14 protein-coding genes are annotated in these 14,033 nt (G+C 35.9%); 7 read left to right on the top strand and 7 right to left on the bottom strand.

Annotated features, from left to right (window positions below; genetic code table 11):
• Position 1 precedes the first annotated feature (1 nt).
• A complete protein-coding gene (gene uvrC, locus FVB9532_RS15480; RefSeq protein WP_150546090.1) occupies positions 2-1,792 on the bottom strand; it encodes an excinuclease ABC subunit UvrC in 1,791 nt (596 codons plus the stop codon).
• A 65-nt stretch (positions 1,793-1,857) separates the two neighbouring features.
• The gene (locus tag FVB9532_RS15485; RefSeq protein ID WP_150546091.1) at positions 1,858-2,253 is read right to left on the bottom strand and encodes a hypothetical protein; all 396 of its coding nucleotides are present in this window, start codon (positions 2,251-2,253) and stop codon (positions 1,858-1,860) included.
• Positions 2,254-2,398: 145 nt separating this feature from the next.
• On the opposite strand from FVB9532_RS15485, the gene FVB9532_RS15490 reads away from it, so the two are divergent.
• From FVB9532_RS15490 to FVB9532_RS15505, 4 genes are read left to right on the top strand one after another with little or no spacing between them, the layout of a single operon-like run.
• The gene (locus FVB9532_RS15490; RefSeq protein ID WP_150546092.1) at positions 2,399-2,830 is read left to right on the top strand and encodes an ATP-dependent zinc protease family protein; all 432 of its coding nucleotides are present in this window, start codon (positions 2,399-2,401) and stop codon (positions 2,828-2,830) included.
• 5 nt (positions 2,831-2,835) lie between these two features.
• A complete protein-coding gene (gene rimK / locus FVB9532_RS15495) occupies positions 2,836-3,708 on the top strand; it encodes a 30S ribosomal protein S6--L-glutamate ligase (RefSeq protein WP_150546093.1) in 873 nt (290 codons plus the stop codon).
• Between the two features lie 4 nt (positions 3,709-3,712).
• On the top strand, positions 3,713-4,681 hold the full coding sequence (locus FVB9532_RS15500; RefSeq protein WP_150546094.1) for a succinylglutamate desuccinylase/aspartoacylase family protein: 969 nt from the start codon (positions 3,713-3,715) through the stop codon (positions 4,679-4,681).
• A 3-nt stretch (positions 4,682-4,684) separates the two neighbouring features.
• Positions 4,685-5,254 (top strand): 5-formyltetrahydrofolate cyclo-ligase, encoded by a 570-nt coding sequence (locus tag FVB9532_RS15505; protein ID WP_150546095.1) that lies wholly within the window; start codon positions 4,685-4,687, stop codon positions 5,252-5,254.
• A gap of 15 nt (positions 5,255-5,269) precedes the next feature.
• Here FVB9532_RS15505 and FVB9532_RS15510 read toward each other — a convergent pair whose 3' ends face one another.
• The 4 genes from FVB9532_RS15510 to ileS form a co-directional block, all read right to left on the bottom strand.
• Positions 5,270-5,881: a lipoprotein signal peptidase gene (locus tag FVB9532_RS15510; protein ID WP_150546096.1), complete on the bottom strand. Its 612-nt coding sequence runs from the start codon at positions 5,879-5,881 to the stop codon at positions 5,270-5,272.
• Between the two features lie 31 nt (positions 5,882-5,912).
• Complete coding sequence (locus tag FVB9532_RS15515; RefSeq protein WP_150546097.1) at positions 5,913-6,539, bottom strand: DUF4097 family beta strand repeat-containing protein; 627 nt, start codon at positions 6,537-6,539, stop codon at positions 5,913-5,915.
• Positions 6,540-6,723: 184 nt separating this feature from the next.
• Complete coding sequence (locus tag FVB9532_RS15520; RefSeq protein WP_150546098.1) at positions 6,724-7,107, bottom strand: TraR/DksA family transcriptional regulator; 384 nt, start codon at positions 7,105-7,107, stop codon at positions 6,724-6,726.
• A 6-nt stretch (positions 7,108-7,113) separates the two neighbouring features.
• The gene (gene ileS / locus FVB9532_RS15525; protein WP_150546099.1) at positions 7,114-10,536 is read right to left on the bottom strand and encodes an isoleucine--tRNA ligase; all 3,423 of its coding nucleotides are present in this window, start codon (positions 10,534-10,536) and stop codon (positions 7,114-7,116) included.
• Positions 10,537-10,731: 195 nt separating this feature from the next.
• Between ileS and FVB9532_RS15530 the strand changes: the two genes are divergently transcribed.
• The gene (locus tag FVB9532_RS15530) at positions 10,732-11,157 is read left to right on the top strand and encodes a tellurite resistance TerB family protein (protein ID WP_150546100.1); all 426 of its coding nucleotides are present in this window, start codon (positions 10,732-10,734) and stop codon (positions 11,155-11,157) included.
• 23 nt (positions 11,158-11,180) lie between these two features.
• Here FVB9532_RS15530 and fbp read toward each other — a convergent pair whose 3' ends face one another.
• Positions 11,181-12,194: a class 1 fructose-bisphosphatase gene (gene fbp, locus FVB9532_RS15535; RefSeq protein ID WP_150546101.1), complete on the bottom strand. Its 1,014-nt coding sequence runs from the start codon at positions 12,192-12,194 to the stop codon at positions 11,181-11,183.
• A gap of 73 nt (positions 12,195-12,267) precedes the next feature.
• Between fbp and FVB9532_RS15540 the strand changes: the two genes are divergently transcribed.
• Together FVB9532_RS15540 and FVB9532_RS15545 are read left to right on the top strand one after the other, a co-directional pair.
• Complete coding sequence (locus FVB9532_RS15540; protein ID WP_150546102.1) at positions 12,268-12,750, top strand: GNAT family N-acetyltransferase; 483 nt, start codon at positions 12,268-12,270, stop codon at positions 12,748-12,750.
• Entirely contained in the window at positions 12,747-14,000 is a 1,254-nt protein-coding gene (locus tag FVB9532_RS15545; RefSeq protein WP_150546103.1) for an aspartate kinase, read from the top strand. The genes FVB9532_RS15540 and FVB9532_RS15545 overlap by 4 nt, the downstream gene beginning before the upstream one ends.
• The last annotated feature ends 33 nt before the right edge of the window (positions 14,001-14,033 follow it).

A 14,033-nucleotide genomic window follows, 5' to 3' on the forward strand; every position in this document is an offset into this window, starting at 1 on the left:
ATCACGAATGATAATGATTATGGATTAAGGTAGCTTTTGCATTGCCTACAACTTCTGTTAAATCTTTTTTCTCAGCTTCTTGAATCCGTTTTACCGATCTAAAATGTTTTAGAAGTTCAACAGCTGTTTTCTCTCCAATCCCGGGAATTTCCTGTAATTCTGTTCCCAAAGCGGCATTACTTCTTTTGTTACGGTGAAAAGTAATCCCAAACCGGTGCGCTTCATTCCGTAATTGTTGAATTACTTTCAAGGTTTCTGAACGTTTATCGAGATACAACGGAATGGAATCTCCCGGATAAAATAACTCTTCCAAACGCTTTGCTATCCCAATAATAGCAATTTTTCCGCGTAAATTTAAAATTTCCAGTGCTTTTACTGCGGAAGAAAGTTGCCCCTTTCCCCCATCAATAATAATTAACTGCGGCAAAGGTTCTTCTTCATTCAACAATCTTCGGTAACGCCTAAACACGACTTCTTCCATGGAGGCAAAATCGTTAGGGCCTTCTACCGTTTTTATATTAAATTTACGATAGTCTTTCTTACTTGGTTTCCCATCTTTAAATACGACACAAGCCGCCACGGGATTACTCCCCTGGATATTTGAATTATCGAAACATTCAATATGCCGAGGTTCTTCGCTTAAACGTAAATCCTTTTTCATTTGCCCCATTAACCTATTCACATGGCGATCAGGATCTACAATTTTCATTTGTTTAAAACGCTCCTGGCGATAATATTTTGCATTCCGTAGGGACAAATCTACAATCGATTTTTTATCGCCCAGTTTAGGGACAGTCACTTTTATATTTTCACCCACATCGACTTTAAAAGGTACAAAAATTTCAGGAGATTTAGAATTGAAGCGTTGCCTAATTTCTGTAATGGCCAATTCTAACAACTCCCGGTCACTTTCTGCCAACTTCTTTTTCATTTCAATGGTATGCGATCTAATAATCGCCCCATGCGAAAGTTGAAGGAAGTTTACATAACCATAGCCTTCATCACTCATAACTGAAAACACATCTACATTATTGATTTTAGGATTTACTACTGTAGATTTAGCTTGATATTTCTCTAAAATATCAATCTTATCTTTTAGACGCTGCGCATCTTCAAATTCCATTTTTTCAGCATGCGCTTGCATTTGGTCTCTAAACTTATGAAGGGAATCTTTAAAATTACCTTTTACAATTTGTCGAATTTGCTCAATGTTGTTATGATATTCCACTTCCGGCTGCAAGGCTTCACAAGGACCTTTGCAATTACCTAAGTGATATTCTAGGCAAACTTTATATTTTCCGTTTCTAATTTTTTCTTCAGAAAGGTCATAATTGCAGGTTCTTATTTGATAAAGCTCCCGAATAAGTTCTAATAAAGTATTGACCGTTTTTACACTGGTAAAAGGCCCATAATATTCGCTTCCGTCTTTTATTAAACGTCGCGTAGAAAATACGCGAGGGAAGCGTTCATTTTTAATGCAAATCCACGGATAGGTTTTATCATCTTTCAGCATCACATTAAAGCGAGGCTGGTATTTTTTAATCAGGTTGTTTTCAAGCAATAAAGCATCGGCTTCAGAATTCACCACAATGTGCCGAATTTCCTTAATCTTTTTTACCATCACCCCAATTCGATGGCTATCATGCTTTTTATTGAAGTAGGACGAAACCCGTTTCTTTAAATTTTTAGCTTTTCCAACATATAGGATTTTTCCATTCTTATCGTAATACTGATAGACTCCCGGACTGGAAGGTAAGGTTTTGATTTGAATCTCAATTGCAGGTACATCCATAATTCAAAGATAAGCTATCTGCAATTTTTAATAAAAATCTTTCTTGAAATCTATGATTGCCCTTATTAATTTTTGACGAATAGCAAAATAGGCCCGTCTAACTCTGGTTTATCTTCTAATCTCAGGGTATCAGATTTTATAAAAAACTTATAATTATAATTAAATGAAGAATTAGGGTTGTCAATAAAAAGACTATCCCCTTTAACCATATAACTATATTCTCCGTTAGCTAAGTAGGGTTCTGAAACATTATTGGTAACCTTTAAATTTTGCTGTTTAGTTTCAAATTTCCATACTTGATCGCCTGCGGGTATGCTTGGGTTTTCATCACAAAAACATAATATTTTTGTCAAGATCCATTCCCCGGCTAAGGTATTGTCATTTAAAGTTGCATCGTCATCCTTAGAACAAGCATAGCAAAAAAGTAAGAGAAGGATAATAGAAGTTGTGTATTTTCTCATAAAGCCTCGTTTATAAAAAAGATGCTTTTTTTTGTTTTGGTTGCGTTAAACCTTATCCTATTTTATGTTATTTTTAGAACTATGTATTTTTTTAATAGTTTCATAAAACAAAAAGCATATATCTAAAAATGTTTAGTTTTGTTATATGACCAACAAATCGAAAAAAACGATAGGAAGAGTAGATAAAGCCGAATTTCCCGAACTTGGTTTAAAGGAAATCGCTGTAAAAATTGACACCGGGGCTTACACTTCTTCCATCCATTGTGAAGATATTCACGAGGAAAACGGAGTTTTATACTGTAATTTCTTAGACAAAGAGCATCCGAACTACAACCATAAGCCCATGGTTTTTAAGGAATACAATACCATAAAAGTACGAAGTAGCAACGGAATAGCGCAAAAACGCTATGAAATAAAATCTACGATTAAAATATTTAAGAAAGTTTATAAAATATCGCTTTCTTTGAGTGACCGAAAAGAAATGAAGTTTCCGGTGCTTATTGGAAGAAAATTTTTAAATAATAAATTTGTGGTAGATCCGCAATTAAAAGATATTTCCTTCAACACTCAAGAATAAAAATTATGAATATTAAAATATTATCCCGAAATCCTAAACTGTATTCCACTCAACGTTTAATTGAAGCGGCCAAAAAGCGTAAACATGAGGTTGAAGTAATCGATCCTTTAAAATGCGATATTGTTATCGAAAAACGTAGACCCAATGTTTATTACAAAGGTGGTTATATTGAAAATGTAGATGCGATTATTCCGAGAATCGGCTCTTCTGTAACCTTTTACGGTACGGCAGTAGTTCGTCAGTTTGAAATGATGGGTGCTTTTACTACCACAGATTCTGAAGCCCTAGTAAGAAGCCGCGATAAACTGAGAAGTTTACAGGTACTTTCCCGAGCAAAAATTGGATTGCCAAAAACGGTTTTTACCAATTATTCCCGTGATGTTGAAGGCGTAATTAAACAAGTGGGCGGCGTTCCCTTAGTGATTAAATTACTAGAAGGAACACAAGGTTTAGGAGTTGTTTTAGCTGAAACCAAAAATGCTGCAGAATCGGTAATTGAAGCGTTTAATGGGCTACAAGCTAGAGTAATTGTACAAGAATTTATTAAAGAAGCCAAAGGAGCAGATATTAGGGCCTTTGTAGTAGATGGACACGTAGTGGGTGCTATGAAACGTCAAGGAAAAGAAGGAGAGTTTCGTTCTAACCTTCACCGTGGCGGTAGTGCAGCAGTTATCGAATTGACTGATGAGGAAGAAATTGCAGCGGTAAAAGCTACAAAAGCAATGGGATTAGGAGTAGCCGGAGTAGATATGCTACAAAGTAGTCGAGGCCCGTTAATTTTGGAAGTAAACTCTTCTCCTGGATTAGAAGGCATTGAAAAAGCTACTAATAAAGATATTGCCAAAAGCATTATAAGATACATCGAAAAAAATGTATAAAAGTATGGCAGGCATCGACGAGCAAAATATTCTTACTTTATTAAATAAAAAAATTAAGCCGGGAGAAAGTGCTAAAATCAACTTTAACACGGCAAAACTTTATACCACTACCGCAGTAGAAGTTCCTATTATTGTGGAACGCTCTACCGAGCCGGGACCGGTGGTTTTAATTACCGGCGGAATTCATGGCGATGAAATTAATGGAGTAGAAATCGTACGGCAAACCATTGCTAAAGGAATAAATAAACCTGCCAAGGGAACCATTATTTGTATTCCCGTGGTCAATGTATTTGGTTTTTTAAACCTGAAACGTGAATTCCCTGACGGAAGGGATCTGAACCGAATGTTTCCCGGAGCTAAAAAAGGACCATTGGCAAGTCGCGTGGCATATCAATTTACAGAAGAAATCTTACCGGTAGCCGATTATTGTTTGGACTTTCACACTGGCGGCTCCAGCAGGTTTAACTCGGCACAGATAAGAATTGATAAAAATGAAAAAGAGCTTTTAGAATTAGCACATATTTTTAATGCTCCTTTCATTGTTTACTCCAAAACCATTGCTAAATCTTACCGAAAATCGTGTATGAATCTTGGCAAGTCGGTTTTGCTTTTTGAAGGCGGGAAATCTTTAGACAGCAATAAAGAAATTGCCAAAATTGGCGTAGAAGGTATTCAACGGTTTTTATCTCATTTGGGAATGCTAAGGGAAGGCTTTACGGTACCCAAAGCAAATCAAAAATCTATCATCATTGAAGATAGTTCTTGGATGCGTGCTAAATACAGTGGTTTACTTCATATAAAAATCCCTATAGGGAAAAAAGTAGAAAAAGGAGAATATATAGCTATTATCACCGATCCTTACGGAGAGTTTCGCCATAAAGTAACTGCCTCACAAACCGGTTATATCATCAACGCCAATCAATCACCCATTGTTTATCAAGGAGATGCTATTTTTCATATTTCTAAAGGGTAAACCATGAAGAAGAAAGATATTAGAATAGCCTATAGAAAGAAGAGAAACGAGCTTTCTGAAGAGGATATTGAAGAGAAAAGCTTAAGCATTGCCAATAAACTCCTAGAGCTCCCTATTTGGAACTATTCTTTTTATCATATTTTTCTATCTATTAAACATTTAAAAGAAGTTAATACTGAATTTATCCTGCATATTTTAAACGGTAAAGATAAAAATGCCGTGGTTTCTAAAAGCGATTTTAAAAGCTTAGGGATGCAGCATTATTTACTAACCGACGCCACGCCCCTCAAAGCCAATAGCTGGGGAATACCGGAACCTATGTTTGGTATTGAAATCCCTCCTCAAGAAATAGATGTTATTTTTATTCCGTTGTTAGCTTTCGATAAAAAAGGAGAACGCATCGGGTACGGAAAAGGTTTTTATGACCGCTTCCTTAAAGAATGTAAAGGTAATTCGGTAAAAGTTGGGCTTTCTTTTTTTGAAGCTTTAGACAAAATTAGTGATATCGATGTCAACGATATCGGATTGGATTATTGTGTGACTCCCGATAAAATCTACACGTTTAATCAATAAGAAAAGATTCTCCCGCTATTCTTCTTTCTTCTCTTTCGGAAAAGCCTTTTTATTAAAGATAATCAATATTGCAACGCCAATGGTAATAGCTGAATCGGCAATATTAAATACCGGTTCAAAAAAGGTGAAATACTGTCCGCCCCAAACCGGGATCCATTCTGGCAGGTAACCACTCCAAAGCGGGAAGTAGAGCATATCTACTACCTTTCCATGAAACAAAGTTCCATAGCCTCCATCGGCAGGAAATAAAGTGGCTAGTTCTCCGTGACTATCGCTAAAAATCATTCCATAGAAAACAGAATCGATAATGTTACCAAAAGCACCTGCAAATATTAATGATATAGCTACAATTAAAAAGGCAGAACTCTTTTTCCTAACAGAATCCCAAAGCCAATAGCCTATAAAACAAATGGCAACCAACCTAAAAAGGGTAAGGATGAGTTTACCGTACTGTCCCGGGATTTTTGCTCCCCAAGCCATTCCTTCATTTTCAACAAAAAGTATTCTAAACCAATCGAAGACTTTTACTTCTTCGCCCAATACAAAATTTGTTTTAATATAAACCTTAGAGATTTGATCTATAATTAAAACAAGTATAATAAAGAGTGTAGCTTTCTTTAACGACATCTCATTGCTTTTGGCGGTAAAAATACATTTTTTATTGAGTTTTCATCACTTTTATATCTCCTGAAATAGATTTTATATGAATTGGCTCTCCTGATTTTAGACTTTTATCTACTTGTATTTTTCCGTGATTAGTTTGAGCATCTACATTTGCCCTGTTGGTTTCCACCCACACATCACCACCATAAGTATTAATTAAAGCTTCTCCCTGAAAATTAATAAGCTCGCAACGTCCTGATTTTAGTTCTACTTCGAAATAGCGGAAAATTCCCTGAGCATAAACAGAAGCTAAGTTAGAAATTACAGTAACTTTTAAATTTTCTGGAATGCTCAGTTGAAGGTTTACCGCATACACTTTATGGGCACTCAACTTATCGAAACCACTAGTTAAAATTTCTTGATACGTAGAAGTCAATACTAATTTTTCTCCTGCTATTTTCGATTGCAAATGAATATGCTGAAGGTACTCCCCTTCAGAAATACTTTTAATTTCTAGGGAATTTTTGGAAGCTGTGTTTATTTCAACCTGAAAAATTTCATCGGCCAGAATTATTATTTCCTGAATACCTTCAGCATCGATTGTTTCTATATTCTCTCGTTGAGCAACTAATGAATTACTGAAAATGGATATAAAAAGAATAAGTAGTTTTTTAAAAAACATAAATTTTATAATCAATAAACAGAATCTTGAGAATAAGACCCTGAATCAACATTTCGACTCCGCTCAATGTGACAATTTAAGGTGACGGCACCTAAGTATGATTCATTACGTATATTCAATTCTATAAAACAAAAAACGCTCCAAGATAGGAACGTTTTTATTATTCAGCTTAAAAAGCTTTTGTTTATTTCTGCATATTTTTAGCCTCGATACTAAGTGTTGCGTGAGGAACTAATTTTAAACGATCTTTATTGATTAATTTACCGGTCACACGACAAATTCCGTAAGTTTTATTTTCAATACGGATTAACGCATTTTTTAAATCCCTAATGAACTTTTCTTGACGGGTGGCCAATTGAGAGTTTGCCTCTTTGCTCATGGTCTCGCTCCCTTCGTCAAAAGCCTTAAAGGTAGGGGAAGTATCATCGGTTCCATTACTACTATTATTAGTATAAGCACTTTTATACAAATCTAATTGAGCTTGCGCTTTTTCAATTTTTCCCAAAATAAGCGACTTGAATTCTTCTAACTCTTTATCACTGTAATGTTCTTTAAATTCTGTTGCCATAGATATTTAATGTTTATTAATCAATAGCTGGGTGTTTACATCATCAAAATTAATCTCTTCCCCACTATCTAACTTATCTGCTAGTTCGAGATTCGCAGTAAGTGTTTCATTCTTAATGTACTCCAAATTATCTTGAACAGCGTTCTCGACCACGCCATCTTTTAATAGTTTAATATCAATTTTATCGGTTACCTCAAAACCAGAATCTTTACGAAGGTTTTGAATCCTGTTCACCAATTCTCTTGCTATCCCTTCTTTTTTCAATTCTTCATTAATGGTCACATCCAATGCAACTGTTAAACCTGCATTACTTGCTACCAGCCATCCTTCAATATCTTCTGAGGTAATTTCTACATCATCGAGCTGCAAAGTAGTCATTTTTCCATTAACCTCCACATTCAGTTCTCCATCCCTCTCTATTTGAGCAATATCAGCGGCTTCTAGTTGATTAACAGCAGCCACTACGTGTTTCATATCTTTCCCGAATTTTGGTCCTAAGGTTCTAAAATTCGGCTTAATATTTTTCACCAAAATACCTGAAGCATCATCGATCATTTCGATTTCTTTTACGTTTACTTCAGATTTAATCAGTTCTGCCACTTCTAAAATTTGCTCTTTTACACTAGGGTCTAGCACAGGAACCATTACCCGCTGCAAAGGTTGCCTTACTTTAATCATTTCTTTCTTTCGTAATGATAAAACCAAAGAAGAAATAATTTGCGCCATTTCCATTTTCCGCTCTAGCGATTTATCGATAAACGATTCATCTTGAACCGGAAAAGCGGCCAAATGTACACTTTCAAAATCTTCTTTCTGCGTAGCTTTCGTTAAATCTTTGTAAAGTCTATCCATGTAAAATGGAGCGATAGGAGCCCCTAATTTCGCCACTGTTTCTAAACACGTATAAAGTGTCTGATAGGCTGAAATTTTATCTTGCTGGTAATCGCCTTTCCAGAATCGTCTTCTACTTAAACGTACAAACCAGTTACTTAAATTCTCTTGCACAAACTCTGAAATTGCCCGAGCTGCTTTTGTGGGCTCATAGGTGCTATAAAACTCATCTACTTTACCTATCAACGTATGTAATTCTGAAAGAATCCAACGATCGATTTCTGGTCTATCGGCTAATTTCACATCATCTTCCGCATAGGTAAACTCATCGATATTTGCATAAAGCGAAAAGAATGAATAGGTATTGTATAAAGTTCCAAAGAATTTTCTACGAACCTCAGAAATACCTTCAATATCAAATTTTAAATTATCCCAAGGATTGGCATTGGCAATCATATACCAACGGGTTGCATCGGGACCAAAGGCCGCTAAAGTTTCAAAAGGATCTGCAGCATTCCCTAAACGCTTCGACATTTTTTGACCGTGTTTATCTAACACCAATCCGTTAGAAACTACATTTTTATAGGCTACATCGTCAAAAATCATGGTAGCAATAGCGTGTAGCGTATAAAACCACCCTCTGGTTTGATCTACTCCTTCTGCTATGAAATCGGCTTTTTTGTCGCCAGCTTCTACTTGTTCTTTATTTTCAAAAGGATAATGCCATTGTGCATAAGGCATGGATCCTGAATCGAACCAAACATCTATCAAATCGGCTTCTCGCTTCATCGGCTTCCCTTCTGAAGAAACCAAAGTGATTTTATCTACTACATTTTTATGAAGATCTACTTTTTCGTAGTTTTCTTCACTCATATTACCCACTTCAAATTCAGCAAAAGCATCGGCTTTCATCAATCCGGCATCTACTGCTTTTTGCATTTCTTCTTTCAATTCTGCAATCGAACCAATGATTTTTTCTTCTTTTCCGTCTTCAGTTCTCCAGATAGGGAGTGGAATTCCCCAAAAACGGGAACGAGAAAGGTTCCAATCATTGGCATTGGCCAACCAGTTACCAAAACGACCTTCTCCGGTAGATTTTGGTTTCCAATTAATGCCTTTGTTTAATTCATGCATACGATCTTTCACCTCGGTTACTTTGATAAACCAAGAATCAAGCGGATAGTATAAAATAGGCTTATCGGTACGCCAGCAATTTGGATAACTGTGGACGTATTTTTCTACATTAAAAGCCCTGTTTTCTTCTTTTAATTTAATGGCAATTTCTACATCTACCGATTTTTCGGGAGCGTCTTCTTCATCATAATATTCATTCTTCACATATTTGCCGGCAAATTCTCCCATCTCGGGTCTAAACTTCCCTTGAAGATCAACAAGCGGAACTAAATTTCCGTTTTCGTCTTCTACCAACATCGGCGGAATTTCAGGAGTAGCTTGTTTAGCTACCATGGCATCATCTGCCCCAAAAGTTGGTGCTGTGTGTACAATCCCGGTACCATCTTCCGTGGTAACAAAATCTCCCGAAATAACTCTAAAAGCATCTTCAGGATGGTTATGCGGTTTTGCATACGGCAATAATTGCTCGTATTTAATGCCTACTAAATCTTTTCCTTTACATTCACTCAGCACTAAATAAGGAATTTTTTGATCGCCTTGTTTATATGAATTTAAAGTCTCTTCATTTTCAACTTGATGAAACTTTTTATTAAAGTTTTTACTTACTAGGTTTTTAGCCACTATGATATTAATCGGCTCAAAAGTGTACTGATTATAAGTTTTCACCAATACATAATCAATTTTTGGCCCAACCGTTAGTGCCGTGTTACTTGGCAATGTCCAAGGTGTGGTTGTCCAGGCAATAAAGTAAACCGGTTCATCTTGAATTTCATCAATCTGCCCTAACACCGAATTTTCAAAAGCTTCATTTTTCACAGCTTTAAACTGTGCAGTAACAGTAGTATCGGTAACATCTTGATAGGTTCCCGGTTGGTTAAGTTCATGTGAACTTAAACCGGTTCCTGCTTTTGGGGAATACGGCTGAATAGTATAGCCTTTATAGATCAAATCTTTTTTATAAATCTGAGAAAGCAGCCACCAAACGCTTTCCATATATTTGGATTTGTAGGTAATATATGGGTCATCCATATTTACCCAATAGCCCATTTTTTCAGTAAGGTCAGACCACACATCGGTGTAACGCATCACCGCGTTTTTACACGCATCGTTATATTCTTCCACAGAAATTTTAGTACCAATATCTTCTTTGGTAATTCCGAGTTCTTTTTCTACACCAAGTTCTACCGGAAGCCCGTGCGTATCCCACCCGGCCTTACGTTTTACCTGATAGCCTTTTTGGGTTTTATAACGACAAAAAATATCTTTAATACTTCTCGCCATCACGTGATGAATACCGGGAAGACCGTTGGCTGAAGGAGGTCCTTCAAAAAATACAAAAGGTTCTTTTCCCTCTCGGGTAGTTATACTCTTATCAAAAATGTCTTGTTCTTTCCAAAAATGAAGGATTTCTTCTGCAACTTTTGGAAGGTCAAGCCCTTTATATTCAGTAAACTTCTTACTCATTTGTACGCATTTTCTAATGGTTTGCGAAATTAAGGAATTTTATGCAACCGACTTTCAATATTTTAAAAAAAACTCCCTGATTAAGAATATGATAAAGTTCTATTTTCTTCAGCTTCACAGCTTAGCAGAAATCTAAAAATAAAAGCTAAATTTTATAAATGCATTATTTATATTTGCCCATCAAAAATTATAATTATGTCATTTTCAGATTTATTTGGTTCAGGAGAACACACCAAAAATCTTGGGCACTTTGCGGCCATTGTTAATATAGCTGCTGTTGACGGTGAAATTAACGAGGAAGAAAAACAGGTGCTGGAACGTCTTGCCAGAAAATTGGATATTCACGAAAGTGAAGTAAAAGAGGTTTTAAAGAACCCAAGTAACTATCCTATTACTCCTCCGCACACAACTGAAAAAAGGTTAGAAAGGCTTTACGATTTACTGACCGTAATTTTCGCTGATCACGATATGGACGAGCAAGAAGCTTTTTTACTTAAACGCTATGCAGTTGGTTTAGGTTTTTCTTCAGAGAGTTCTAAGGAAATCATCGAAAAGTCTATCAAAATATTAGGCGGAAGTCTAAGTTTTGATGATTATAAATATTTACTAGACAGAAAGTAAGAGTTGATCTTACTTTCTGTTTTTTATTTTTCTTTTGCGTTTCGCATACATTCTTCTGCTTTCTCAACCATATTTTTACTTCCGCAGAAAAATGGAACACGTTCGTGCAGTTCAGTTGGTTTAATATCCATAATCCGTTTAAAACCATTGCTAGCCTTTCCTCCGGCTTGTTCTGCAATAAAAGCCATCGGGTTACATTCATATAACAATCGTAATTTTCCATCAGGATATTTAGAACTTCCGGGATAAATATAAATTCCCCCTTTAATCATATTCCTATGAATATCAGAAACTAACGATCCTATATATCTTGAGGTGTACGGCCTATCGTCTTCTTCAGCCTGACAATATTTTATATAATCTTTTACCCCTCGAGGAAATTGCGCATAATTTCCTTCATTCACCGAATAGATATTTCCGTCTTCAGAAAATTTCATGTTAGGATGCGAAAGGTAATAGGTTCCAATTGCCGGATTTAAGGTAAAGCCATTTACTCCGTGACCGGTTGTATAAACCAGCATGGTAGAGGTTCCGTAAATAATATAACCGGCCGCTACTTGCAAATTACCGGGCTGCAAGAAATCTTCCATGGTTACCGGAGTCCCAATTGGAGTAACACGGCGATAAACTGAAAATATAGTCCCTACAGACACATTTACATCAATATTTGAACTACCGTCCAACGGATCCATCAAAACCACGTATTTATTTTTGTGATCTTTGTTGTGCCCTTGGATGGTTATATACTCATCATTCTCTTCGGAAGCGATTCCGCAAACGATTTCGCGATTGGTTAAAGTTTGAATAAATTTTTGGTTGGCGTAAACATCTAATTTTTGTTGTTCTTCCCCCTGAATATTGGTGTCTCCTACTGCTCCGGTGATATCTACGAGACCGGCTTTATTCACTTCGTGGTTCACCACTTTGGCCGCTAACCTTATCGAGTTAATTAGCCTTGAAAGTTCTCCGGAAGAATAAGGGAAAGCCTGCTGGTTTTCAATAATAAATTCACCCAGCGTTTGGTTTTTTTTAGACATATTTCATTTGTTTCTTCAACAAAAATAGAAAAAAAGTGATTGTATTGCTATTTTTGTTTGCAAAGTGCAAGATATGGATTTTCAAGTAAGAAAGGCATCCCAAGAAGATATGCCTTCCGTTTTAAGTTTAATTCAACAATTAGCCGTTTACGAAAGAGAACCTGATGCGGTAGAAGTTACCGTGGAAGATTTAGAAAGAGATGGTTTTGGCGAAAACCCATTATTTAACTGTTTTGTTGCCGAAACTGAAGGAAAAATAATAGGAATGGCACTTTTTTATTTTAGGTACTCTACTTGGAAAGGAAAAACCGTTCATTTAGAAGATTTAATTGTCAATGAAGCTTATCGAGGTCATGGCATTGGTTTTCAGATTTATAAAAAAGTAATGGAGTTTGCTGCTGAAAATAACCTAAAACGGGTAGAATGGGTTGTTCTAGATTGGAATGCACCGGCCATCAATTTTTATAAAAATACGGGAGCAACTATTTTTTCTGAATGGAACACCGTTCAGTTTGATGAAGATTCGATTCACAAATTTCTGAAAAGCAATTCATGAATATATTCAAGTTTGGAGGCGCATCGGTAAAAGATGCCCAAGGTGTAAAAAACGTTGCCAAAGTCTTACAAAAAACCGGCATTACCCATAAAGTTGTGGTGATTTCAGCTATGGGAAAAACCACCAATGCTTTAGAGAAAGTCATTCATAGTTATTTTGAAGAAGACACCAGTCTTACTGAGAATATTCAGGTAATTAAAACTTATCATCATCAAATTTTAATGGAGCTTTTTCCTGATAAAAGCCTTCCTGTTTTTCATAAAGTGAAACATTTATTTGAAGAACTAGAAACTTTTCTAAATCGAAATAAATCACCTAACTACGATTATGTTTACGATCAAGTAATAGGTTTTGGAGAATTAATCAGCACCACTATCGTCAGTGAATATTTAAGTTTTCTCAATATTGAAAACACGTGGCTGGATGCCCGAAACCTTATCAAAACCGATGCTACTTATCGCGATGCTAAAGTAAATTGGGTTTCAACAGAAAAGAAAATTCAGGAAAATATCCAAGGGAATAAATTGTACCTCACACAAGGTTTTATTGCTTCAGATCCCAATAATTTTACCACCACACTCGGCCGAGAAGGAAGTGACTATACCGCTGGAATTTTCGCCTATTGCCTAAAAGCCATTGATGTAACCATTTGGAAAGATGTTGATGGCGTACTCAATGCAGATCCCCGGGTTTTTAAAAACACCCAGCTTCTCAAAGAAATTAGTTACGAAGAAGCCATAGAGCTAGCTTTTTACGGTGCATCGGTAATTCACCCTAAAACACTTCAACCTTTACAAAAGAGGGAAATACCATTATTAGTGAAATCTTTTTATCATCCCGAAGCAGAAGGAACTGTTGTTGGTAGAGGTAAAATTATCACTCCGTATGTTCCTTGTTTTATCGTTAAGAAAAACTTGGTGCTTTTATCACTTTCTGCGCTAGATTTTTCCTTTTTTGTGGAAGAAAACATAAGTGAAATTTTTGCGTTATTTCACAAATACCAAATTAAAGTAGACCTTATTCAAAATTCTGCCATTAGTTTTTCGGTATGTGTCGATAATAAATTCAACAATGTTGATAAATTAATTACGCATCTAAAAGCAAAATATAAGGTAAAATACCATAAAAATGTTTCGCTTTATACCATTCGGCATTTTTCAGAAGAAGCTATCAATCAGCTAGAAGAAGGTAAAACCATTTTACTCAAACAGCTTACCAGAACAACGGTACAGCTTGTCACCAAAGAGTAAAATACCGATAACCTAAATTTATTATATTTGTAA

Origin of the sequence: Mesonia oceanica (genome assembly GCF_902499555.1) — a bacterium.
GTDB classification, from domain to species: Bacteria; Bacteroidota; Bacteroidia; order Flavobacteriales; family Flavobacteriaceae; genus Mesonia; species Mesonia oceanica.

What these genes read in the sequence shown, in the direction of transcription:
- FVB9532_RS15510 (WP_150546096.1), bottom strand. Translation starts at nt 5,881, where the DNA reads ATGTCGTTAAAGAAAGCTACACTCTTTATTATACTTGTTTTAATTATA.
- FVB9532_RS15500 (WP_150546094.1), top strand. Translation starts at nt 3,713, where the DNA reads ATGGCAGGCATCGACGAGCAAAATATTCTTACTTTATTAAATAAAAAA.
- FVB9532_RS15545 (WP_150546103.1), top strand. Translation starts at nt 12,747, where the DNA reads ATGAATATATTCAAGTTTGGAGGCGCATCGGTAAAAGATGCCCAAGGT.
- FVB9532_RS15520 (WP_150546098.1), bottom strand. Translation starts at nt 7,107, where the DNA reads ATGGCAACAGAATTTAAAGAACATTACAGTGATAAAGAGTTAGAAGAA.
- rimK (WP_150546093.1), top strand. Translation starts at nt 2,836, where the DNA reads ATGAATATTAAAATATTATCCCGAAATCCTAAACTGTATTCCACTCAA.
- FVB9532_RS15530 (WP_150546100.1), top strand. Translation starts at nt 10,732, where the DNA reads ATGTCATTTTCAGATTTATTTGGTTCAGGAGAACACACCAAAAATCTT.
- FVB9532_RS15505 (WP_150546095.1), top strand. Translation starts at nt 4,685, where the DNA reads ATGAAGAAGAAAGATATTAGAATAGCCTATAGAAAGAAGAGAAACGAG.
- FVB9532_RS15540 (WP_150546102.1), top strand. Translation starts at nt 12,268, where the DNA reads ATGGATTTTCAAGTAAGAAAGGCATCCCAAGAAGATATGCCTTCCGTT.
- FVB9532_RS15490 (WP_150546092.1), top strand. Translation starts at nt 2,399, where the DNA reads ATGACCAACAAATCGAAAAAAACGATAGGAAGAGTAGATAAAGCCGAA.
- uvrC (WP_150546090.1), bottom strand. Translation starts at nt 1,792, where the DNA reads ATGGATGTACCTGCAATTGAGATTCAAATCAAAACCTTACCTTCCAGT.
- FVB9532_RS15485 (WP_150546091.1), bottom strand. Translation starts at nt 2,253, where the DNA reads ATGAGAAAATACACAACTTCTATTATCCTTCTCTTACTTTTTTGCTAT.
- fbp (WP_150546101.1), bottom strand. Translation starts at nt 12,194, where the DNA reads ATGTCTAAAAAAAACCAAACGCTGGGTGAATTTATTATTGAAAACCAG.
- ileS (WP_150546099.1), bottom strand. Translation starts at nt 10,536, where the DNA reads ATGAGTAAGAAGTTTACTGAATATAAAGGGCTTGACCTTCCAAAAGTT.
- FVB9532_RS15515 (WP_150546097.1), bottom strand. Translation starts at nt 6,539, where the DNA reads ATGTTTTTTAAAAAACTACTTATTCTTTTTATATCCATTTTCAGTAAT.